This window comes from Polynucleobacter sp. MWH-Creno-3A4, from assembly GCF_018881885.1.
Classification (GTDB): domain Bacteria; phylum Pseudomonadota; class Gammaproteobacteria; order Burkholderiales; family Burkholderiaceae; genus Polynucleobacter.
In genome coordinates, this window is the sequence record NZ_JACXSA010000001.1 from 389,124 (window position 1) to 409,131 (window position 20,008).

General features: G+C 47.0%; 21 protein-coding genes. 11 read left to right on the forward strand and 10 right to left on the reverse strand.

The window, feature by feature from the left end; translation table 11 throughout:
* Nucleotides 1-42: 42 nt before the first annotated feature.
* Together IEN92_RS01860 and purN are read right to left on the reverse strand one after the other, a co-directional pair.
* A complete protein-coding gene (locus tag IEN92_RS01860; RefSeq protein WP_216160056.1) occupies nucleotides 43-1,587 on the reverse strand; it encodes an RsmB/NOP family class I SAM-dependent RNA methyltransferase in 1,545 nt (514 codons plus the stop codon).
* Nucleotides 1,584-2,213: a phosphoribosylglycinamide formyltransferase gene (gene purN, locus IEN92_RS01865; RefSeq protein ID WP_215373846.1), complete on the reverse strand. Its 630-nt coding sequence runs from the start codon at nucleotides 2,211-2,213 to the stop codon at nucleotides 1,584-1,586. The genes IEN92_RS01860 and purN overlap by 4 nt, the downstream gene beginning before the upstream one ends.
* Nucleotides 2,214-2,252: 39 nt before the next feature.
* On the opposite strand from purN, the gene IEN92_RS01870 reads away from it, so the two are divergent.
* From IEN92_RS01870 to dut, 5 genes are read left to right on the forward strand one after another with little or no spacing between them, the layout of a single operon-like run.
* Complete coding sequence (locus tag IEN92_RS01870; protein WP_216160059.1) at nucleotides 2,253-3,203, forward strand: bifunctional riboflavin kinase/FAD synthetase; 951 nt, start codon at nucleotides 2,253-2,255, stop codon at nucleotides 3,201-3,203.
* Nucleotides 3,178-6,054, forward strand: a complete 2,877-nt coding sequence (gene ileS, locus IEN92_RS01875; RefSeq protein ID WP_370623896.1) for an isoleucine--tRNA ligase — start codon at nucleotides 3,178-3,180, stop codon at nucleotides 6,052-6,054. Before IEN92_RS01870 ends, ileS begins: the two co-directional genes overlap by 26 nt.
* Before the next feature lie 13 nt (nucleotides 6,055-6,067).
* Nucleotides 6,068-6,556, forward strand: a complete 489-nt coding sequence (gene lspA, locus IEN92_RS01880) for a signal peptidase II (RefSeq protein WP_216162096.1) — start codon at nucleotides 6,068-6,070, stop codon at nucleotides 6,554-6,556.
* 9 nt (nucleotides 6,557-6,565) lie between these two features.
* The gene (gene coaBC, locus IEN92_RS01885) at nucleotides 6,566-7,777 is read left to right on the forward strand and encodes a bifunctional phosphopantothenoylcysteine decarboxylase/phosphopantothenate--cysteine ligase CoaBC (protein ID WP_216160065.1); all 1,212 of its coding nucleotides are present in this window, start codon (nucleotides 6,566-6,568) and stop codon (nucleotides 7,775-7,777) included.
* 42 nt (nucleotides 7,778-7,819) lie between these two features.
* Nucleotides 7,820-8,269: a dUTP diphosphatase gene (gene dut / locus IEN92_RS01890; protein WP_216160068.1), complete on the forward strand. Its 450-nt coding sequence runs from the start codon at nucleotides 7,820-7,822 to the stop codon at nucleotides 8,267-8,269.
* 72 nt (nucleotides 8,270-8,341) lie between these two features.
* On the opposite strand, the gene IEN92_RS01895 is transcribed toward dut, so the two are convergent.
* From IEN92_RS01895 to clpS, 3 genes are read right to left on the reverse strand one after another with little or no spacing between them, the layout of a single operon-like run.
* Complete coding sequence (locus tag IEN92_RS01895) at nucleotides 8,342-8,575, reverse strand: hypothetical protein (protein WP_216160071.1); 234 nt, start codon at nucleotides 8,573-8,575, stop codon at nucleotides 8,342-8,344.
* 30 nt (nucleotides 8,576-8,605) lie between these two features.
* Nucleotides 8,606-10,912, reverse strand: a complete 2,307-nt coding sequence (gene clpA / locus IEN92_RS01900) for an ATP-dependent Clp protease ATP-binding subunit ClpA (RefSeq protein WP_216160074.1) — start codon at nucleotides 10,910-10,912, stop codon at nucleotides 8,606-8,608.
* Entirely contained in the window at nucleotides 10,909-11,265 is a 357-nt protein-coding gene (clpS, locus tag IEN92_RS01905) for an ATP-dependent Clp protease adapter ClpS (RefSeq protein ID WP_216863886.1), read from the reverse strand. Before clpS ends, clpA begins: the two co-directional genes overlap by 4 nt.
* Before the next feature lie 276 nt (nucleotides 11,266-11,541).
* Between clpS and IEN92_RS01910 the strand changes: the two genes are divergently transcribed.
* On the forward strand, nucleotides 11,542-11,745 hold the full coding sequence (locus tag IEN92_RS01910; RefSeq protein ID WP_011903586.1) for a cold-shock protein: 204 nt from the start codon (nucleotides 11,542-11,544) through the stop codon (nucleotides 11,743-11,745).
* A gap of 84 nt (nucleotides 11,746-11,829) precedes the next feature.
* On the forward strand, nucleotides 11,830-12,282 hold the full coding sequence (locus tag IEN92_RS01915; protein WP_216160077.1) for a DUF192 domain-containing protein: 453 nt from the start codon (nucleotides 11,830-11,832) through the stop codon (nucleotides 12,280-12,282).
* Nucleotides 12,283-12,343: 61 nt separating this feature from the next.
* Here the strand turns inward: IEN92_RS01915 and IEN92_RS01920 are convergent, their stop codons facing one another.
* The 3 genes from IEN92_RS01920 to argF all read right to left on the reverse strand — a co-directional run bounded on the left by IEN92_RS01920 (nucleotide 12,344) and on the right by argF (nucleotide 14,931).
* A complete protein-coding gene (locus tag IEN92_RS01920; RefSeq protein ID WP_071466051.1) occupies nucleotides 12,344-12,649 on the reverse strand; it encodes a pyrimidine/purine nucleoside phosphorylase in 306 nt (101 codons plus the stop codon).
* Nucleotides 12,650-12,685: 36 nt separating this feature from the next.
* Entirely contained in the window at nucleotides 12,686-13,918 is a 1,233-nt protein-coding gene (locus IEN92_RS01925; RefSeq protein ID WP_216160080.1) for an argininosuccinate synthase, read from the reverse strand.
* Between the two features lie 65 nt (nucleotides 13,919-13,983).
* Nucleotides 13,984-14,931: an ornithine carbamoyltransferase gene (argF, locus tag IEN92_RS01930; protein WP_215373864.1), complete on the reverse strand. Its 948-nt coding sequence runs from the start codon at nucleotides 14,929-14,931 to the stop codon at nucleotides 13,984-13,986.
* A 152-nt stretch (nucleotides 14,932-15,083) separates the two neighbouring features.
* On the opposite strand from argF, the gene IEN92_RS01935 reads away from it, so the two are divergent.
* Nucleotides 15,084-15,398 carry a DUF3579 domain-containing protein gene (locus IEN92_RS01935; protein ID WP_215373865.1) on the forward strand — a complete coding sequence of 105 codons (315 nt, stop codon included), beginning with the start codon at nucleotides 15,084-15,086 and terminating at the stop codon, nucleotides 15,396-15,398.
* A 73-nt stretch (nucleotides 15,399-15,471) separates the two neighbouring features.
* On the opposite strand, the gene rpsT is transcribed toward IEN92_RS01935, so the two are convergent.
* A complete protein-coding gene (rpsT, locus tag IEN92_RS01940) occupies nucleotides 15,472-15,738 on the reverse strand; it encodes a 30S ribosomal protein S20 (protein WP_215373866.1) in 267 nt (88 codons plus the stop codon).
* Between the two features lie 150 nt (nucleotides 15,739-15,888).
* Here rpsT and murJ point away from each other — a divergent pair, with 150 nt between their 5' ends.
* Complete coding sequence (gene murJ / locus IEN92_RS01945) at nucleotides 15,889-17,442, forward strand: murein biosynthesis integral membrane protein MurJ (RefSeq protein WP_215373868.1); 1,554 nt, start codon at nucleotides 15,889-15,891, stop codon at nucleotides 17,440-17,442.
* A gap of 5 nt (nucleotides 17,443-17,447) precedes the next feature.
* The gene (locus tag IEN92_RS01950) at nucleotides 17,448-18,290 is read left to right on the forward strand and encodes a SirB1 family protein (protein WP_215373870.1); all 843 of its coding nucleotides are present in this window, start codon (nucleotides 17,448-17,450) and stop codon (nucleotides 18,288-18,290) included.
* A gap of 10 nt (nucleotides 18,291-18,300) precedes the next feature.
* Here IEN92_RS01950 and IEN92_RS01955 read toward each other — a convergent pair whose 3' ends face one another.
* Entirely contained in the window at nucleotides 18,301-18,945 is a 645-nt protein-coding gene (locus tag IEN92_RS01955; RefSeq protein WP_216160083.1) for a VTT domain-containing protein, read from the reverse strand.
* A gap of 54 nt (nucleotides 18,946-18,999) precedes the next feature.
* Between IEN92_RS01955 and miaA the strand changes: the two genes are divergently transcribed.
* Nucleotides 19,000-20,004, forward strand: coding sequence for a tRNA (adenosine(37)-N6)-dimethylallyltransferase MiaA (miaA, locus tag IEN92_RS01960; protein WP_216160086.1), 1,005 nt, complete (start codon nucleotides 19,000-19,002; stop codon nucleotides 20,002-20,004).
* Nucleotides 20,005-20,008: the final 4 nt, after the last annotated feature.

Below are 20,008 nucleotides of genomic sequence, written 5' to 3' on the forward strand. Positions count from 1 at the left end.
AAGTAAGTCCTAAAGTAGTATTAGCTCTTATTTTAATGCTTTTTAGGTCTTTTTGACCTTATCTTTCGTTAACTCTTCAGATTTGGGCTTTTCTGACTTTTCAGATTTAGTACCTTTTTTCTGAAAAACAGCTCCAAAAAAGCCATCTGTGCCATGAATATGTGGCCAAAGTTGCCACCATGGATTATCTGAAGAGCATCCTAAAGGCAATTTATCCTTTGGAAACAATGGTTTAAGAACCTCAGCAGCTGGAACGGCCTCAAATTCAGGATGTTTATTGAGGAAATCTTCTGCAATCGCTTGATTTTCCTGGGGTAAGAGACTGCAGGTGGCATAAACCAAGCGGCCACCAGGCTTTAGTAAGCGAGCAGCTGAGGACAGAATACTCATTTGCTTTTGATTGAGCTCCAAGACGCCTTCGGGGGTTTGACGCCATTTCAGGTCAGGATTGCGGCGTAGGGTACCCATGCCACTGCAAGGGGCATCTACCAAAACCCGATCAATCTTCCCAGCCAAGCGCTTGATCTTGGCATCGTTCTCGCTATCAATCCATACTGGGTGAACGTTAGAAAGGCCGCTACGGGCCTGCCTTGGCTTCAAATTCGCCAAACGACGCTCGGATGTATCAAAGGCATAGAGGCGTCCAGTTGAGCGCATCAAGGCGCCAATCGCAAGTGTTTTGCCTCCGGCACCTGCACAAAAGTCAACCACCATCTCGCCACGCTTTGGCGCAAGCAAGTAAGCTAAAAGCTGACTGCCCTCATCTTGCACCTCAAACATGCCGGCTTTAAAGCCAACTGTATTTTGCAAAGCAGGCTTACCCATGATGCGCACACCATCAGGTGCATACGGAGTTGGAATAGCTTGATATCGACCGCCCAATGCGTTCATTTGCGCGAGTAATTCTTCGCGATTGGTTTTCATCGTGTTGGCACGCAAATCTAGGAGCGCAGGATGCATTAATGATTTAGCTAGCTCTTCACGTGTTTCTTCACCAGGATATTTTCCAAATGCATCCCATAGCCACTCTGGCAAATTGTTGCGCACAAGTGGATTCAATGCTGCAGGATCAACCGTAGGAAAACGTTGCAACCATTCATATTCGCCAGATTTCAGTACGTGCGCCAAATCCGCAATCGCACTCTCCGCGCGGTTCGCTGAACCTAAACCACCCTCAGATAAAGCGGACAGCAAACCCAATAGGGCTAAGCGTCTAGCCTGAGAGCCTTCTCCGCTTACCGCAAACTGGGAGAATTCATTTTTACGACGGAGAATGGCAAACGCACTCTCAGCAATTAATGCGCGATCGCGATTTCCAAGTTGTGGCTCGGCTCGAAAATAACGACTCACTACACGATCTGCAGGTTGCTCAAAACTAAGTAACTCAGGCAGCAATCTCTCTAGATGAATAGCATGTTGAGGAAGAGCCTTGGCATTCGAGAAATTCTTTTGACCTTCAGGTGCAATTAAATTGCCACTAGCATTGCGTCGCTCGGAGCGACGCAGAGGATCTTTAGTTTTCGCTGCGTAACTTTTGTGCGGTGCTAATCTGTTGCCAGATTTACGTGGGGGGCGTTCTGCACTCATAGTTTAAAAAATTGCGACTCGGGGGGTTGTAACTTCACTTGATTACCTTCTATTCGCAATCGTCCATCAAGGAACCATTTTACGGCCCGCGGGTAAATCTGATGCTCCGCACTTAAAACACGCGCGGCCAAAGTATCTGCATCGTCACCTTCTAGAACTGGAACGGCAGCCTGACAAATAATCGGGCCCTCATCTACCCCCTCGGTCACAAAGTGCACTGTAGCCCCATGCTCCTTCACACCAGCCTCCAAAGCTCTCTCGTGGGTATGCAACCCAGGGAAAGCAGGCAAAAGCGCTGGGTGGATATTGATCAAACGACCCTCAAAGTGACGAATAAAGCCTGGAGTCAGAATTCTCATAAAGCCCGCCAAAACCACTAAATCGGCCCCTAACTCATCAATTTTCTGCATTAAGGCAGCATCAAAGGACTCGCGGGTGGCATGCTCCTTGTGCTCGATCACAAAACCCGGAATGCCTTGGGAGCGAGCAAAATCAAGGCCTTTAGCCGCAGAGTGATTCGCAATCACCCCCACAAATTTGACCGGCCATTGCTCTTTTTGAGCCGTTTTGACGATGGCCTCGAAATTGGATCCGCGGCCAGAGATTAAGGTAACGATAGAAAGCATGCCCACAATATAATTGATGGCTACCCTGAAAGCGATTTTGTGAACGTATTCCGTGGCCCGACCCAGTTTTCTGCAGGACCTGCTTGTGCCCTAACCATCGGTAATTTCGATGGGGTGCACAGGGGTCATCGCGCCCTGCTCAAGCAGTTAGTTGAGGGCGCCAAAACTCGAGACCTCGTTAGTTGTGTGATGACCTTTGAGCCTCACCCGAAAGAATTCTTTTCACCCGAAGAAGCGCCTCCCCGAATTTTGAACCTGCGAGATAAATTGGCAACCCTATCAGAACTTGGAATCGACCAAGTAGTGGTGGAACACTTTAACTCTGCTTTTGCGCGACTAACACCCGAAGAATTTGTTTCAGAAATTATTGTCAAGCGCCTAAACGCCAAATGGATTTTGATTGGCGATGATTTTTGCTATGGTGCAAAACGTGCAGGTAATTTTGAAACCCTGAAAGCGGCCGGCAAACAGTACGGCTTTGAAGTATCCAGCATTCAAACCATCTTGGAAGATGGCGAACGTATTTCTAGCTCAGCTTTGCGTACCGCGCTTGCGAGTGGCGATATGCGTCAAGCAGAAAAATTATTAGGTCGCCCTTATGGAATTTCTGGTCATGTCATTCACGGACAACAACTAGGACGTAAGCTCGGCTTTCCAACACTGAACCTTGCAGTAGCAAATCATCTGCATCATCGCAAACCTGCGACTACAGGAATCTTCACTGCTCGGGTATTAGGATTAGGCGATCAGCCCCTGCCGGCCGTAGCCAGCCTAGGCGTTAGGCCGACAGTGGAAGATGAAGGCAGGGTATTGCTAGAAACCCATATTTTTGATTACAACGCAGATGTCTACGGAAAAATTATTACCGTAGAACTCTTAGAAAAAATTCGTGACGAGGCCAAGTATGATGACCTCGACGCTCTTACAAAAGCCATTGCAGCAGATGCAAAGCACGCCAGAAATTATTTCCAGAAAAAAGCATATGTCTGAAAAAGAAAACACCTATCCCGTCAACCTGCTAGACACTTCATTTCCGATGCGTGGAGATTTAGCCAAGCGTGAACCGCAATGGGTTGCACAGTGGCAGAAAAATAAACTTTACGAGAAGATTCGTGCAGCACATGCCAATCAAACGAAGTTTATTTTGCATGATGGTCCTCCATATGCGAATGGTGATATTCATATTGGTCATGCGGTCAACAAGATTTTGAAGGACATGATTGTGAAGTCTCGTTGGCTTATGGGCTTTGATGCCGTCTATGTTCCCGGCTGGGATTGCCACGGTATGCCAATTGAAATTCAGATTGAAAAAGAGTTTGGCAAGAATCTGCCAACCGCTGAAGTCCAGGCTAAGGCTCGTGCCTACGCCCAAGTTCAAGTAGATAAGCAGAAAAAGGATTTTGAGCGCCTAGGGGTGCTCGGCGACTGGAATAACCCCTACCTCACCATGAATTATCGGAATGAGGCTGATGAAATCCGCGCACTCGGCAAGATCTGGGAAAAGGGCTACGTCTTCCGCGGCTTAAAACCCGTGAACTGGTGTTTTGATTGCGGCTCTGCTTTGGCGGAGGCTGAAGTGGAATACCAGGACAAGACTGATCCAACAGTCGATGTCGGTTTTGCCTTTGATGATGCGCAGCGTCCGCTACTTGCTAAAGCCTTTGGCCTGACTGAGTTACCCAATAAGCCTGGTCAAATCGTGATTTGGACCACAACACCTTGGACCATTCCTGCAAATCAAGCGATGAATGTGCATCCTGAGCTCACTTACGCCTTGGTGGATGTTGGCGATAAGTTATTGATTTTGGCAAAAGATCGTGTTGAAACCTGTTTGCAAGATTATGGCTTAGAGGGCAATGTGATTGCCACCTGCCAAGGAGCACAGCTAGCAAATATTTCTTTCTGGCATCCACTAGCTTCATTGCATGAGGGCTATAAACGACTTTCACCTATCTATCCCGCTGAGTATGTCACGCTGGATACAGGCACAGGCATCGTGCACTCTGCGCCCGCTTATGGCGAGGAAGACTTTAAGTCTTGCAAAGCCAATCAACTAGACGACAAAGATATTCTCAATCCAGTGATGGGCAATGGGGTTTATGCCTCTTGGTTACCACTGTTTGCAAACGAATATATCTGGAAAGCCAATCCCAAGATCGTGGAGGCAATGCGTGAGGCTGGCAGTTTGTTGCATGATAAAACCTATACCCACTCATACATGCATTGCTGGCGCCATAAATCACCCATTATTTATCGCGCCACTTCACAGTGGTTTGCGAGTATGGATAAAAAGCCATCTGATGGCAAAGCAAGTTTGCGAGAGACTGCTCTAGCAGGCATTGAGAGTACTGAGTTCTTCCCTAGCTGGGGCAAACAACGCTTACACAGCATGATTGCCAACCGTCCTGACTGGACATTGTCACGTCAACGTCAGTGGGGTGTACCGATGGCTTTCTTTGTTCACAAAGAAACAGGTGACCCACACCCCCGCACTGTGGAATTACTAGAAGAGGTGGCTAAGCGAGTAGAAAAAGATGGTATCGAAGCTTGGCAAAAACTTGAAGTAGCAGAGTTACTTGGTGATGAGGCTAATCAATACGAAAAGAATCGCGATACGCTAGACGTCTGGTTTGATTCAGGCACAACACACTGGCATGTCATTCGTGGCTCACATCGTGATGAATTGCTAACGGCTGAAGCCCAAACCCCTCAAGGCCGCCTGGCTGATTTATATCTAGAGGGTTCAGATCAACACCGTGGGTGGTTCCATTCATCACTCCTTACTGGTGCGATGCTCGATGGCAAGCCTCCCTATAAGGCCCTGCTGACCCATGGCTTTACCGTTGATGGCCAAGGTCGCAAGATGAGTAAGTCAGTAGGTAATGTGATTGCACCCCAACAGGTAGCTGATAAGCTCGGAGCGGAAATTATTCGTCTTTGGGTAGCTTCGACTGACTACTCTGGCGAAATGACCATCTCTGATGAGATTCTTAAGCGTGTTACTGAAAGCTATCGCCGGATCCGCAATACCTTGCGTTTCCTACTGGCCAATCTTTCTGACTTTGATCCAAGCAAGCATGCCATGCCTGTTGATCAATGGCTCGAGATTGATCGTTATGCAGTAGCTCTCGCTAGTCACCTACAAGGCGACATCGAAGCCCACTACAAAGCTTATGAATTCCATCCAGCAGTAGCACGTATGGTTTCATTTTGCTCAGAAGATTTAGGGGGATTCTATTTAGATATTCTGAAAGATCGCCTCTACACCAGTGCTCCGAACTCTCCAGATCGTCGCGCTGCACAAAATGCCTTATTTCATATCACTCGCAATCTTTTAAAGTGGCTTGCGCCATTCCTCTCTTTCACAGCAGAAGAAGCATGGCAATCATTCCCACATATGTCAGGTAATCAGGCAGAGTCCATTTTTATGGAAGAGTTTGCTAGCTTTCCTGAAATTCAACACGCAGATGAATTACTCGCCAAATGGAATCGTATTCGCGAAATTCGTTCTGAAGTGACCAAAGCAATTGAAATCGAACGCGAAGCTGGCAATGTAGGTTCATCCTTGCAAGCGGAGTTGACCATTAAATTGGGGGATGTAGATTTCGCAATCCTTCACTCACTCAATGATGATTTGCGTTTTGTCACTATCACTTCTAGCGCCAATATTGAACTGAGTAATGGCGGCTTAGAAGTTCTAGTGCGCGGTAGTCAATATAAAAAGTGTGGCCGTTGCTGGCATCACACCAAAGATGTTGGCAGCAATGCTGATCACCCTGATCTCTGTAGTCGCTGTATTAGCAACCTCTTTGGTAATGGCGATCATCGTCTCTTTGCTTGATGTGCAGAATCTGATGAGCCCCACCTTTCTTCGCTACATGACCATTGCAACGCTAACGTTGTTTATTGATCAAATTACAAAATGGCAGGCATTGAGCCATTTGCAACTAGGCGTACCAGAGCAAGTACTCCCTTTTCTGAATTGGTTGCTACTTTTTAATCCAGGGGCAGCTTTCTCTTTCTTGGCTCAAGGCTCTGGTTGGCAACGTTGGTTCTTTACCATCCTCGGGCTCATTGCCTGCGCCTACATCATTTGGCTGCTACGTAAAAACCAAAACGACAAATTACTATGCTGGGCCCTCAGTCTAATCCTGGGGGGAGCGCTAGGTAATGTCCTAGATCGCCTCATGTGTGGTGCCGTGATTGACTTTATAGATTTTCATTACGCCAATTGGCGTTGGCCGGCCTTTAATATTGCTGATAGTGCTATTTGCATAGGTGCAGTACTCATCATTTTTGGCGAATTGCGTAAGTCATTTGGCAAATCCTCACAATCCCATTAAGCTGGCGCCATGCAATCACTTTTAAATAAGAAAATCCTTCTTGGCATCTCCGGCGGAATTGCAGCATATAAAACGCCTGAGCTTGCACGACTTCTGATTCAAGAAGGCGCTTCTGTTCAGGTGGTCATGACAGAGGCTGCTACCCAATTTGTGACCCCCGTCACAATGCAGGCGCTTACTGGAAATCCTGTCTATACAAGCCAATGGGATAGCACCATTCCGAACAATATGGCTCACATTGAGTTATCGCGCTCGGCAGATGCCATTGTGATTGCGCCTGCAAGTGCTGACCTGATGGCAAAAATTTCCTTGGGTTTAGCAGACGACTTGCTGAGTACTCTGTGTTTAGCCAGAGACTGTCCGCTATTAATTGCACCAGCAATGAACAAACAAATGTGGGAGCATGCCGCTACCCAAAGAAGCGCGCAGCGACTTCATGATGATGGGGTTGGGCTGCTCGGGCCAGCCAGTGGATTTCAGGCTTGTGGTGAAGTCGGTATGGGTCGCATGCTTGAGCCCTCAGAACTTGCTGAACAAGTCATTGCATTCTTTCAGAAAAAATCTTTAGCAGGCAAGAAAGTCCTCATTACTGCTGGCCCTACTTTTGAAGCAATTGATCCAGTACGTGGCATTACAAACCACAGCTCGGGCAAAATGGGTTTTGCTATTGCACGTGCCGCTTTAGAAGCTGGCGCACAAGTTCATTTGATTGCTGGGCCTTGCAGTTTGGAGACCCCATTGGAGGCAAGCGGCAAAATCACCCGCACCAACGTAACGAGCGCAAAAGAAATGCATGCTGCCACCATGAATGCAACAGATTTCGATATATTTTTTGCTGTAGCTGCTGTAGCTGATTGGGGCATTGCAAAACCCGCTAAAGAAAAAATTAAACGACAAGGCAAAGAGGCGCCCAACATCGAATTTATCGCTAACCCCGATATCCTCATGGATGTTGCTAAAGCTGTAAAGACAAAAAACGGTAAGCCCTATCCGTATTGCGTGGGCTTTGCAGCAGAATCCACAGATTTGGAAGCCCATGCGAGCGAAAAGCGAAAGCGCAAAGGCATTCCAATGGTTGTTGGCAATATTGGCCCAGATACCTTTGGCAGCGATCTCAATGAGTTACTTGTGGTGGATGACGCTGGCAGCAAGAAAATTGCGAAAGCCGAAAAACTTCAGTTAGCACGTCAGCTCATTCAACTGGTCGCCAAAAAGATTTAACCCAAACCATCTTTATTTACTCTCTACGTTTCAGGAAATACCATGCAAGCCCTTCAAGTCAAAATTCTCGATGAACGTATGCGCGATCAGTTGCCAACTTATGGCACCCCAGGAAGCGCCGGACTTGATTTGCGCGCCTGTATTGATGAAGCCATTGAAATCGCGCCAGGCCAAACTGTTCTCGTTCCTACTGGTCTAGCGATTTATGTTGAAGATCCAGCCTATGCCGCATTTATTCTTCCCCGCTCGGGTCTGGGCCATAAGCATGGGATTGTCTTGGGTAACTTGGTTGGATTAATCGACTCTGACTATCAGGGTCAACTGATGGTGAGCACCTGGAACCGTGGTTCAAGTGCATTCAAACTAGAGCCCATGGAGCGCCTTGCCCAATTAGTTGTGATGCCAGTGCAACAAGTAGAGCTCAAAGTTGTTGAAGAGTTCGCTGAGAGCAGTCGTGGCGCAGGTGGCTTTGGTAGCACAGGACGAGCCTAAACTATCAAGTACCTAGAAAAGAAAAAGCCACCCGCGGGTGGCTTTTTTATTCAACAAAATTCAGCTCAAATTTTACTTGCGGATATGCGCTTTACGAGCAGCATCTTGCGACATTCCTGCACCAGCACCTTCACGTGACTCTTTTTCAGCAGTAATTTCTTTACGACGCTCTTTGCAAGAGCCAGCGATCTCTTGTAAGGCTTTGCGTGCTCGAGTTGCGGAAGCTTTAATCCCTTTGCCTTCGAACTTTTCATGCTCCGCCTTATAAACCTCAAAAGCATCCAGTAATTTATCGTGATGTGACATATTTTCCTTTTATCAATAATTCTGTGTTGTTTAAATTTCTTCTGCTGGAACCACATCGGCTTTAGCCGCTTTACCCGGCAATACTGGTGCATCAAAATCTAGATGGACTTTACCATCAGCATCAATATCAACAGCCACATGACCGCCTTGAGCCAATTTGCCGAAAAGTAACTCATCGGCGAGCGCTTTGCGAACAGTGTCTTGAATAATCCGCTGCATAGGACGAGCGCCCATCAATGGATCAAAGCCATGCTTAGCCAGATGAGCGCGCAATGCTGGACTAAAAGTAGCGTCGACTTTCTTCTCATGTAATTGTTCCTCTAGTTGCATTAAGAACTTGTCGACCACCCGCATGATGATAGTTTCATCGAGTGCTTTAAAGGAGACGATGGCATCCAGACGATTGCGGAACTCAGGAGTGAAGAACTTCTTAATGTCGGCCATCTCATCACCCGACTCACGTGCATTAGTGAAGCCAATGGTTGACTTCTGCATTGCCTCTGCACCAGCGTTAGTAGTCATGATGATGATGACGTTTCGGAAATCAGTCTTACGACCATTGTTATCAGTCAATGTGCCATGGTCCATCACCTGCAAGAGAATATTGAAAATATCCGGATGGGCCTTTTCAATTTCATCAAGCAAGAGAACGCAGTGGGGCTTTTTATTCACAGCCTCAGTTAATAAACCGCCTTGGTCAAAGCCAACATATCCTGGGGGTGCACCAATCAGACGACTTACTGCATGGCGCTCCATGTACTCTGACATATCAAAACGCAACAACTCAATTCCTAGGATGTAGGCAAGCTGCTTTGCAACCTCTGTTTTACCAACGCCAGTGGGGCCAGAGAACAAGAACGAACCAATTGGACGGTCAATCTTGCCAAGACCAGCGCGGGTCATCTTAATTGCGCTTGCTAAAGCCTCTATTGCGGGATCTTGACCAAATACGACACTCTTGATATCACGATCTAAGGTTTGCAACTTGCTGCGATCATCCACAGTGACGGACTGAGGCGGTATACGAGCAATCTTGGCAACAATCTCTTCAATCTCTGGACGTCCAATGGTTTTCTTTTGCTTGGACTTCGGCAAGATGCGCTGTGCAGCACCTGCCTCATCAATGACATCAATTGCCTTGTCAGGCAAATGGCGATCGTTAATGTAACGTGCCGAGAGCTCTGCTGCTGCCACTAGAGCACCGGCAGCATATTTGACACTATGGTGTTCCTCAAAGCGAGATTTGAGTCCACGTAGAATTTGCACCGTTTGATCAACAGTTGGCTCAACAACATCTACCTTTTGGAAACGACGCGATAAAGCTGCATCTTTTTCAAAGATTCCACGATATTCAGTAAAGGTAGTTGCGCCAATGCATTTGAGTTGGCCATTGGACAAAGCTGGCTTTAGCAAATTACTTGCATCTAAAGTTCCGCCCGATGCAGCACCAGCACCGATCAACGTATGGATCTCATCGATAAATAGAACGCCATGCGCATGGTCCTTGAGAGACTTGAGAACGCTCTTGAGGCGTTGCTCAAAATCACCACGGTATTTAGTACCCGCAAGCAAAGCGCCCATATCTAAAGAATAGACAGTAGCATTAGCCAAGATTTCAGGGACGTCCCCCTTGACGATGCGCCATGCAAGACCCTCTGCAATAGCGGTTTTACCAACACCGGCCTCACCCACCAATAGCGGATTATTCTTCCGACGACGGCATAGCACCTGAATCACCCGCTCAACTTCGCCTTCACGCCCAATCAAGGGATCAATCTTGCCTTGACGAGCCAACGCATTGAGATTTTGGGTGTATTGATCTAAGGGGCTTTCTTTGCCAGATGAGGCACCCTCTTCAGCTTCTTGTGCAACATCTGCGGGCTTAACATGCTCAGCTTGATCTTTGCGAACGCCATGGCTGATGAAATTCACCACATCTAAGCGAGTAACGCCTTGCTGCTGCAAGAAATACACCGCATGCGAATCTTTTTCACCAAAGATAGCAACCAACACATTAGCGCCCGTCACTTCTTTCTTGCCATTGGAAGTGGATTGGACGTGCATGATGGCACGTTGAATCACCCGCTGAAATCCGAGTGTGGGTTGAGTGTCAACCTCATCATTACCGGGAACAACTGGGGTGTTGTCATTAATAAAATTTTTCAGCTGAGTACGCAACTCTGCGATATTCACAGCGCAGGCTTTGAGCACCTCAACAGCGGTTGCATTGTCTAGCAACGCGGCCAATAAATGTTCGACCGTAATGAACTCATGTCGCGATGCCCTTGCGTCAACAAACGCCATGTGCAAACTTACTTCTAATTCTTGGGCAATCATGCTTCCTCCATAGTGCACTGTAGTGGGTGGCCCGCTTCGCGGGAGAGTTCAATAACTTGATGCACCTTCGTAGCCGCAACATCGCGAGTAAATACCCCGCAGATGCCTTTACCAACTAAATGAACTTGCAACATGATGCGAGTAGCTGTCTCATGATCCTTATTAAAATACTCCTGAATGACCATCACTACAAATTCCATTGGGGTGTAATCGTCATTCAATAGCAAAACTTTGTACATCGAGGGAGCTTTAACCTTCTCGGCCTGCTTTTCGAGAAGAATGGTGTCCTCAACATAGGGATTGGCTGGTACGCCAGTAGTGGGATTTTTCGGTGTGCGGCTCATGAGAAACATTCTAAACACAGATATCTAAACTTTAATTTACTAAGGTCTTGTGGTGAAAAACCAGCAAAAACCTCTCTTTAACCCATATTGGGGCATTTTTCTGTAAAAAAAGGGGTGTTTATAGGGGGGTAGACCCATATAACTCCTTGACACCCCTAGAAAAAGGGCAAACAATCGGGGGGTAGGCTTCAAAAGAGGTTCTATTTAGGCGTGTTGTGGAGCGAGACTGATTAAAAAGTATTTACCCTCATCACGGTTGTTTTAAGTTTATGTAATGGAGTTCGCATGGCGACCGGAATTGTTAAGTGGTTCAATGATGCAAAAGGTTTTGGCTTTATCAAACCTGATGATGGTGAAGAAGAGTTGTTCGCGCATTTCAGCGCAATTACTATGCCTGGGTTCAAAACCCTCAAGGAAAACCAAAAGGTAACGTTTGACATTACCCAAGGCCCTAAAGGCAAGCAAGCTACCAATATCCAAGCGGCTTAATAGTCCTTAGATCATTATGGAAAACCCAGGATTCGTTCCTGGGTTTTTTTTCGCCCGCAATTTGCATCACATAAAATCTCATTCATGCATACAAAAAAATATTTAGCTCAAAAGCTTTTTCTAGCCGCCTTATTCATACTCCCAGCAATCGTTCTAGGGCAAGTCAATACAGGATTACCAAGCCTTGAATTAAAAACAGGGATCTATCGCATCCAAGCAGAAATTGCGGATACACCGCAAGCTAGAGAAATAGGTTTAATGAATCGCACGAGCATGCCAATAAATTCTGGAATGCTTTTTATCTTTGAACAAAAAGCTGGTCATTGCTTTTGGATGAATAACACCAAGATTCCCCTATCGATTGCATTCATTGCAGACGATGGCAAGATTGTGAACATTGAGGAGATGCAAGCCAATACAACTAATAATCATTGCCCTAAAGCGGCTATCCGTTACGCTCTAGAGATGAATGCTCAATGGTTTGCTGAGCGTACACTCACCCCTGGCACGGTGATTACAGGACTGCCCAAGCGATAAGCCCCTTGTCCAATAAAAAACGCAGACCGAGGTCTGCGTTTTGTTTTCAATGCCGCTGGGTTTATTCAAAGTGGCAAACATAGTGCACTGGCTGCTCAGCCCTAATGATGAAGTAACCGCCCTTTTCTACCTCCCAGCTCTGCCCCGCTTTAAATTCTTGTTCTGGTGCACCATTAATACTGACAAATGCATTGCCATCAACTACTTCCATAACCTCTTTAGTGCTGAGATCAAAACGCAGAGTGCTCGGTAATACGACACCAACAGATTTACGAACACCATTTGGCAAGGTAACCGTGTGTGAAACACACTTGCCATCAAAAAATACATTGGCTTTTTTGCCTACTGAAACTTGATCAAATTGCATCTTGGCTCTTTCTATTGTGTTTGGTTCTAGTGTCGATTATTTCTTAGCGCGCTTGCGCTTTGCTATTTCAGCAATCCGCATTCTTAGGGCGTTGAGCTTGATAAACCCGCCGGCATCCGCTTGATTGTATGCACCACCATCATCATCAAATGTAGCGATGTTCTGATCAAACAAAGTATTTTCTGAATCGCGTGAAATCACAGATACAGAACCTTTGTAAAGCTTGAGACGCACAAGACCGTTAACCATCTGCTGCGTATGATCAATCAAGGTTTGCAAAGCAATGCGCTCTGGAGACCACCAAAGTCCGTTGTAAATGAGACTTGCATAACGCGGCATCAGGTCATCCTTGAGGTGGGCGACTTCACGATCGAGAGTAATACTCTCAATGCCACGGTGAGCCTTCAAAAGAATGGTGCCACCGGGAGTCTCATAGCAACCACGGCTCTTCATCCCAACAAAACGGTTTTCTACCAAGTCAAGGCGGCCAATACCATGCTTGCCGCCAACGCGATTGAGTTCAGCCAATAACTCATGGGGCTTATAAGCCTTGCCGTTAATGGCTACGGGATCGCCAGCTTTAAATTCGATTTCAATAATTTCTGGGACATCTGGAGCCTTCTCTGGAGAGACCGTCCAACGCCACATGGACTCTTCTGCCTCCGCATTTGGGTTCTCTAGATGGCGTCCCTCGTAACTAATATGTAAAAGGTTGGCATCCATGGAATATGGTGAGCCGCCTTGCTTATGCTTCATCTCTACTGGAATGCCGTGCTTTTCTGCATAGGCCATCAACTTCTCGCGCGAGAGAAGATCCCATTCGCGCCATGGAGCAATCACTTTGATTCCTGGCTCAAGAGCGTAGTAACCCAGCTCAAAACGTACTTGATCATTACCCTTACCAGTAGCGCCATGCGAAACTGCGTCAGCACCGGTCAGACGGGCGATTTCAATTTGACGCTTAGCGATTAATGGGCGCGCAATCGATGTACCCAATAAATACTCGCCCTCATAAATCGTATTGGCACGAAACATTGGGAAAACAAAGTCACGCACAAACTCTTCACGCAAATCATCAATAAAAATATTTTCTGGCTTGATGCCAAATTGCAATGCCTTTGCACGTGCTGGCTCAAGTTCCTCGCCCTGACCAAGATCCGCTGTAAAGGTCACGATTTCACAGCCATAAGTATCTTGAAGCCATTTCAAGATTACGCTAGTGTCAAGGCCACCGGAATACGCTAGCACTGCTTTTTTAATATCGGACATATTTTTATTCAATCAAAATTAACGAAAACAAATTACTTGATATTTTATTGCGGATGTTTTTTTGCTTAGTCTAAGCGACCACAGAGCAAATACTCCATTAAAGCCTTTTGCACATGCAAACGATTTTCTGCTTCTTCCCAGACAATGCTTTGCGGACCATCAATCACTCCAGCAGATACTTCTTCGCCGCGATGCGCTGGTAAGCAGTGCATAAATAAAGCATTAGGTTTGGCTAAAGACATCAACTCCTCATCAACCATCCAAGCTTTGAAGGCATTCATACGCGAACTGTTTTCAGACTCGTAACCCATGCTTGTCCACACATCAGTCGTGACTAAATCTGCGTCTTTACAAGCATCTTTAGGATCAGAACAAATCGTTAAGTGTTTTGCAGCGGCGGCAGTTAGGCGGGAGGCGTCTAACTGATAACCCTCGGGTGCCGAGAAGCGGATTTGAAAATCTAAACAGATAGCCGCCTGTATCCAGGTGTAGGCCATGTTATTAGCATCCCCAACCCACGCCACTATCTTGCCCTGAATTGGGCCGCGAGCCTCTACAAAAGTGAAGATATCTGCCAAGACTTGGCAAGGATGAAATTCATTCGTGAGGCCATTAATTACCGGTACACGTGAGTTCGCAGCAAAGCGTTCGATGATCTCCTGACCAAAGGTGCGAATCATGATGATGTCAGTCATCCGTGAAATAACCTGTGCAGCGTCCTCTACAGGCTCACCACGGCCCAATTGGGTATCGCGGGTGTTCAGGTACACGGCATGTCCACCAAGCTGATGGATGCCCGCCTCGAAGGACAGGCGGGTACGTGTGGAATGCTTTTCAAAAATCATCGCCAAAGTACGGTCATGTAGTGGGTGCCAAGTCTCATAGCTCTTAAATTTGGCTTTTAACCACGCGGCTCTTTTAAGCAGATATTCATATTCTTCGCGAGTAAGGTCGGCAAACTGCAGATAGTGCTTGACCTGACCCGGCACTTGAGGCTTTGCCAGAGATGTCATAGTTGAGCTTTCTACTAAAGTTTTGGCTTGCATTTTTTTCTTAAACCATTCGACTGCACGAAAATAGAACCTAAAGTCATCTTACGGCCAACTCAGGCTGTTAAGCTAGAGGGCTTAGTTATACCGATTCCTACCACCTTCTTTACGCGAACTTGAACCACAAAAAGCTTTTCATTCAAGGCATTACAACTTCTGGCAAACCATTTCGACCCAGTGATTGGGCGGAGCGTCTATGCGGAGTGATGGCTACTTTTCGCCCACCCGGAGATTCTGGAGATCCCCGCTTCACCTACTCACCCTACGTGATACCCGTCGTGATTGCTACAGTGAAATGCGTTGTTGTTGATACCAGACTAGGTGAACTTGATCCTAGAGCTCTCGACTTTGTATGCAACTTTGCCAAAGACAACGATCTACCAATCGAAGAAGCTTGTGAGTTTGAACCCAAACCCCAAGCCCAGTCCTAAAAACAAAAACCCGCTCTGATGAGGAGCGGGCTTAGGTCGAAACTACTTCGACCAGCCTAAAACGAATACTGTATTACGCTGCCATCGCCTTGATAGCTGCAGACAAACGTGACTTCTGACGTGCCGCAGTATTTTTATGAGCAATCTTTTTATCAGCAATCTTGTCGATTGTTGACTGAGTTGCTGCGAATACTTTTGCAGCAGCATCTTTGTCACCAGTTTCGATCGCTTTGCGAACTGCCTTAATGGAAGTGCGAAGCTTTGAACGCAAACTGGAGTTGTGCTCGTTCTGTTTTACTGCCTGGCGTGCGCGCTTACGCGCTTGTGCTGTATTGGCCATCTTTAAACCTTGCCTCTATAAAATGCAAAATGCGATTAGTTAAAAATCTCGCGGACTTGCCAATTCCTAAGCAAGCTCGCCAAAACCCAAGATTTTACCCGAAAGGGGCAAAAAAGCCCAGTCCACCCATAAATAGGTGAAAATCGGCTCATGAACCTGCTTTCTGCCGCCGCCAAGGTCAGCTCACTCACAATGCTTTCCCGTATTACGGGCCTACTGCGAGAGACCCTCATTGCCCGTAGTTTTGGGGCCTCAGAGTGGACAGACGCCTTTAATGTGGCTTTTAGGCTGCCCAATTTGCTCCGGCGCCTTTTTGCCGAAGGGGCCTTCTCCCAGGCTTTTGTGCCAATTTTGGGGGAAATTGCCACCAATGAGGACCAAAACAAGGCCAAAATCCTCATTAATGCTGTCGCCACGCTCTTATTTTGGGCTTTGCTCCTAACAGTACTCCTTGGTGTCATTGGCGCCCCCTTGCTGATTCTGGTGATTGCTACGGGATTTGTTGGCGGACCCGCCTATGAGGCCAGCGTTGTCATGACTCGCATCATGTTTCCGTATATTGGCTTGATCTCGATGGTCTCGCTCTCAGCCGGAATCCTCAATACCTATCATCGCTTTGCGATTCCAGCCTTCACCCCAGTATTGCTGAATCTCGCCTTAATTGGCAGTGCGATATTTTTAGCACCCCACTTAGAGCAACCCATTTATGCCCTGAGCATTGGTGTTTTACTCGGCGGTATTTTGCAATTGGCCATTCAGGTTCCAGTGCTTGCTCGTCTAGGACTGCTGCCACGAATTGGCTTATTGCCTGGCGCCATTAAAGCAGCGATTACCAATCCTGATGCACGACGCGTATTAAAACTGATGGGGCCTGCAGTCTTTGCGGTATCGGTTGCACAGATCTCACTCATCATCAATACCAATATTGCCTCTCGCCTTCAGGCGGGGAGCGTGTCCTGGCTTTCTTATGCAGATCGCTTGATGGAATTTCCTACAGCCCTACTGGGTGTTGCACTAGGCACTGTTCTTCTTCCAAGTCTCAGTAAAGCAAATGCTAAAAATGATTTAGCGCACGCAGGTGAATTATTAATCTGGGGATTACAGCTCACCTTCCTCTTGGCGGCCCCAAGCGCAATTGCACTCTTTATTTTTGGTGAACCCTTGGCGGCAGTGCTTTATCACTATGGCAAATTCAATGCTCTAGATGTACTCATGACACAACGTGCATTGGCTGCTTACGGTGTTGGTCTGATTGGCTTGATCCTGGTAAAAATTTTGGCGCCCGGCTTTTACTCCCGCCAAGATATTCGCACTCCCGTCAAAATCGGCTTGCTTGTCCTCGTTGCCACCCAGTTGGCTAACTTGGTGTTCGTGCCCTGGCTTGGGCATGCCGGGCTGGCACTATCAGTGGGTGCTGGTGCCTGCCTCAATGCGGCCCTTCTGTGGATTGGCCTTCACCAAAGGGGCGCTCTACCCAACGCGTCATGGGCTAAATACCTCGGCCAACTCTTTCTGGCTCTCATTCCCTTCTCAGCCGTCCTTTTCTATGCTGCGAGCGCTCACAATTGGATCGCACTCCAGGCAGAGCCTTGGGTACGAATCGGCCTGGTGGCCCTCTGGCTTGCCGTTGCTGCCTTAGTTTATTTTGGGGGTCTCGCCTTAGTTGGAATTCGCTGGCAAAAATTCTTGCGTCATGCAAAATAGAAGATATGCCAACACAACAACTCGACTATTTCACCTCCTTAGTTGCTGAAGACGAACACTTCCCACTAACGGAGGCTGCGATCGCAGTTGCGCAACACGCTTATCCGGATTTAGATGTCCAAGGGGTACTGGATCAACTCGATGAGATGGGCAATAAATTAAAAGCTCGGATTACTCCAGATACTTCACCGATACAGCGCCTGCAAATTCTGAAACATTTCTTTTATACCGAATTAGGCTTTGGCCCCAATCCAAATGATTTTTATGCGCCTGAAAATTCTTACCTACACTATGTACTTGAGAATCGCAGAGGCATTCCAATCTCTTTAGCAATTCTGATGATGGAGTTAGGTCAACAAATTGGTTTAAAGATCCGAGGCGTTTCATTTCCAAATCACTTCATGATGCGCATCTCTTTGCAACAAGGCGAAGTCATCATGGATCCGCTGACTGGCGAATCTCTCTCCAAAAATCAATTGCAAGAGATGCTTGACCCTTATCTCGATGCCAAAGGCTACCGGGGTGAGTTGAGCCTGCCGCTCAATGTATTCCTGCGTGCCTCAAATGCCCGCGAAATACTCTCCCGCTTCTTGCGAAATCTGAAAATGATCTACTCAGAACATGAGCGTTGGGAGCGCCTACTAGGCATTCAAGAGCGCTTGGTCATTTTGCTACCAGATTCGATTGAAGAGGTTCGTGATCGCGGACTGATTTTTGCCCAGCTTGAATATTTACGTCCCGCCCTAGAAGATATGCACCGCTATCTCAGTGAATTACCAGAAGCAGAAGACGCTGGAGATATTCGCGAGCATATTGCGACACTCGAGAGTCAAACAAAATTTCACTAGAGCCTAGTGCTCAGCTTTTATTGCGCTTGAAAATTTTGTAGAGTGCAGCCAAGATGACTGGCACTGCAGCAGCGCCGACACCAAGCAAAACAATCACGTTTAAGTTTTGACGAATGATGGGAATATTTCCAAAGAAATAACCAGCAATGACTAAGCCAAATACCCAAAGTGCAGCCCCAGTAATGTTGAAAAACTGAAAGCGGGAGAAATTCATCTCCGACACGCCTGCAATGAATGGTGCAAATGTACGAATAATGGGTAAGAAGCGTGCCAGGATGACGGTCTTACCGCCATGCTTCTCATAAAAAGCATGGGTCTTTAATAAAGCCCCTTGATCGATCCAGCGTGATTGACTGCTAAAGACTCTTTTACCAATCCAGCGGCCAATAAAGTAATTTACGGTGTTGCCTGCTACAGCAGCTAGCAATAAGCCACTACACAAAGTCCAGATGTTGAAATGTTCTGTCGCACAGTAAGCGCCAGCAATAAATAACAGCGAGTCGCCAGGCAAAAATGGGGCAACAACTAAACCTGTCTCTGCAAACACAATGGCAAACAACAAACCATAAGCCCAAGGACCATATTGCGAAATTACTACATCGAGGTGACGATCAATATGCAGCAATAAATCACTAAGCTGTAAAAGGGTATCCACTGGCACTCCATAGATTGGCTTGATGCGGATATTAACAGGCTCTTATAATCAGGTATGCAAACTGAACCCTACATTCAGCCTATGCATGCTCCAGAGGCCGCTCCAATACTATGTATTGTTGGCCCTACTGGTGCAGGCAAAACCCATCTCGCTATGTCTTTAGCTGAGTACGCCAAATCTATTGGCAGCACTATCGAACTCATTAGCATGGACTCTGCACTTGTCTACAGGGGTCTAGACATTGGTAGTGCAAAACCCACCAAAGCTGAGCAAGTAGCTGTTATTCATCACCTAATTGATATCCTGGATCCAACCGAAGTGTACTCAGCAGCACGCTTTGCAAAAGATGCCAAACGTTTATGTGAAGAAATACACAGCAGGGGAAATATTCCAGTAGTTGTTGGCGGCACCATGTTGTATTGGCGTGCTTGGGCATATGGGCTTTCCTCGCTTCCCCCAGCCAACCCTGAGGTTCGAGCACGACTTGATGAAGAAGGTAAAGCACTGGGTTGGCCTGCAATGCATGAGAAGCTTGCTAAGGTCGATCCAGAAACTGCTGCACGCTTGAAACCTAACGACTCTCAGCGCGTGCAACGTGCGCTTGAAGTTTATGAAATTACTGGCAAACCGATGTCTGCTCTACTGGCTGATGCACCAAGCGAAGACGGTAGAGAAGGCTCGACTATACCGCCATGGATTAAATTGGTATCACTTGAGCCAAGCGATCGCAAACGATTACATCAGAATTTAGAAAAGCGCTTCGACGAAATGCTACTAGCTGGATTTTTAGATGAAGTGAAAACGCTTCGCGCCAATCCAGAATTGCATGCAGATTTACCAGCGATTCGATCCGTTGGTTACCGCCAGGCTTGGGAGTTTCTGAATGGTGAAATTGACGCTGAGCAGATGCGCTACAAAGCGTTTGCTGCAACGAGACAGCTTGGCAAGCGCCAACTTACCTGGCTAAGAGCAATCGCAGGCAGAAATACCTTTGACCCCTTCAACCCAATCGAATTGAAGGCGGCCTTAGATTACTGCAAAAGTAATTTGAAAAAATAGGTTT

Bases quoted from the DNA above. Each gene is read 5' to 3' on its own strand.
- IEN92_RS01860 (WP_216160056.1), bottom strand. From the start codon at position 1,587: ATGAGTGCAGAACGCCCCCCACGTAAATCTGGCAACAGATTAGCACCG.
- purN (WP_215373846.1), bottom strand. From the start codon at position 2,213: ATGCTTTCTATCGTTACCTTAATCTCTGGCCGCGGATCCAATTTCGAG.
- lspA (WP_216162096.1), top strand. From the start codon at position 6,068: ATGAGCCCCACCTTTCTTCGCTACATGACCATTGCAACGCTAACGTTG.
- coaBC (WP_216160065.1), top strand. From the start codon at position 6,566: ATGCAATCACTTTTAAATAAGAAAATCCTTCTTGGCATCTCCGGCGGA.
- dut (WP_216160068.1), top strand. From the start codon at position 7,820: ATGCAAGCCCTTCAAGTCAAAATTCTCGATGAACGTATGCGCGATCAG.
- IEN92_RS01895 (WP_216160071.1), bottom strand. From the start codon at position 8,575: ATGTCACATCACGATAAATTACTGGATGCTTTTGAGGTTTATAAGGCG.
- clpA (WP_216160074.1), bottom strand. From the start codon at position 10,912: ATGATTGCCCAAGAATTAGAAGTAAGTTTGCACATGGCGTTTGTTGAC.
- clpS (WP_216863886.1), bottom strand. From the start codon at position 11,265: ATGTTTCTCATGAGCCGCACACCGAAAAATCCCACTACTGGCGTACCA.
- IEN92_RS01910 (WP_011903586.1), top strand. From the start codon at position 11,542: ATGGCGACCGGAATTGTTAAGTGGTTCAATGATGCAAAAGGTTTTGGC.
- IEN92_RS01915 (WP_216160077.1), top strand. From the start codon at position 11,830: ATGCATACAAAAAAATATTTAGCTCAAAAGCTTTTTCTAGCCGCCTTA.
- IEN92_RS01920 (WP_071466051.1), bottom strand. From the start codon at position 12,649: ATGCAATTTGATCAAGTTTCAGTAGGCAAAAAAGCCAATGTATTTTTT.
- IEN92_RS01925 (WP_216160080.1), bottom strand. From the start codon at position 13,918: ATGTCCGATATTAAAAAAGCAGTGCTAGCGTATTCCGGTGGCCTTGAC.
- argF (WP_215373864.1), bottom strand. From the start codon at position 14,931: ATGACATCTCTGGCAAAGCCTCAAGTGCCGGGTCAGGTCAAGCACTAT.
- rpsT (WP_215373866.1), bottom strand. From the start codon at position 15,738: ATGGCCAATACAGCACAAGCGCGTAAGCGCGCACGCCAGGCAGTAAAA.
- murJ (WP_215373868.1), top strand. From the start codon at position 15,889: ATGAACCTGCTTTCTGCCGCCGCCAAGGTCAGCTCACTCACAATGCTT.
- IEN92_RS01950 (WP_215373870.1), top strand. From the start codon at position 17,448: ATGCCAACACAACAACTCGACTATTTCACCTCCTTAGTTGCTGAAGAC.
- miaA (WP_216160086.1), top strand. From the start codon at position 19,000: ATGCAAACTGAACCCTACATTCAGCCTATGCATGCTCCAGAGGCCGCT.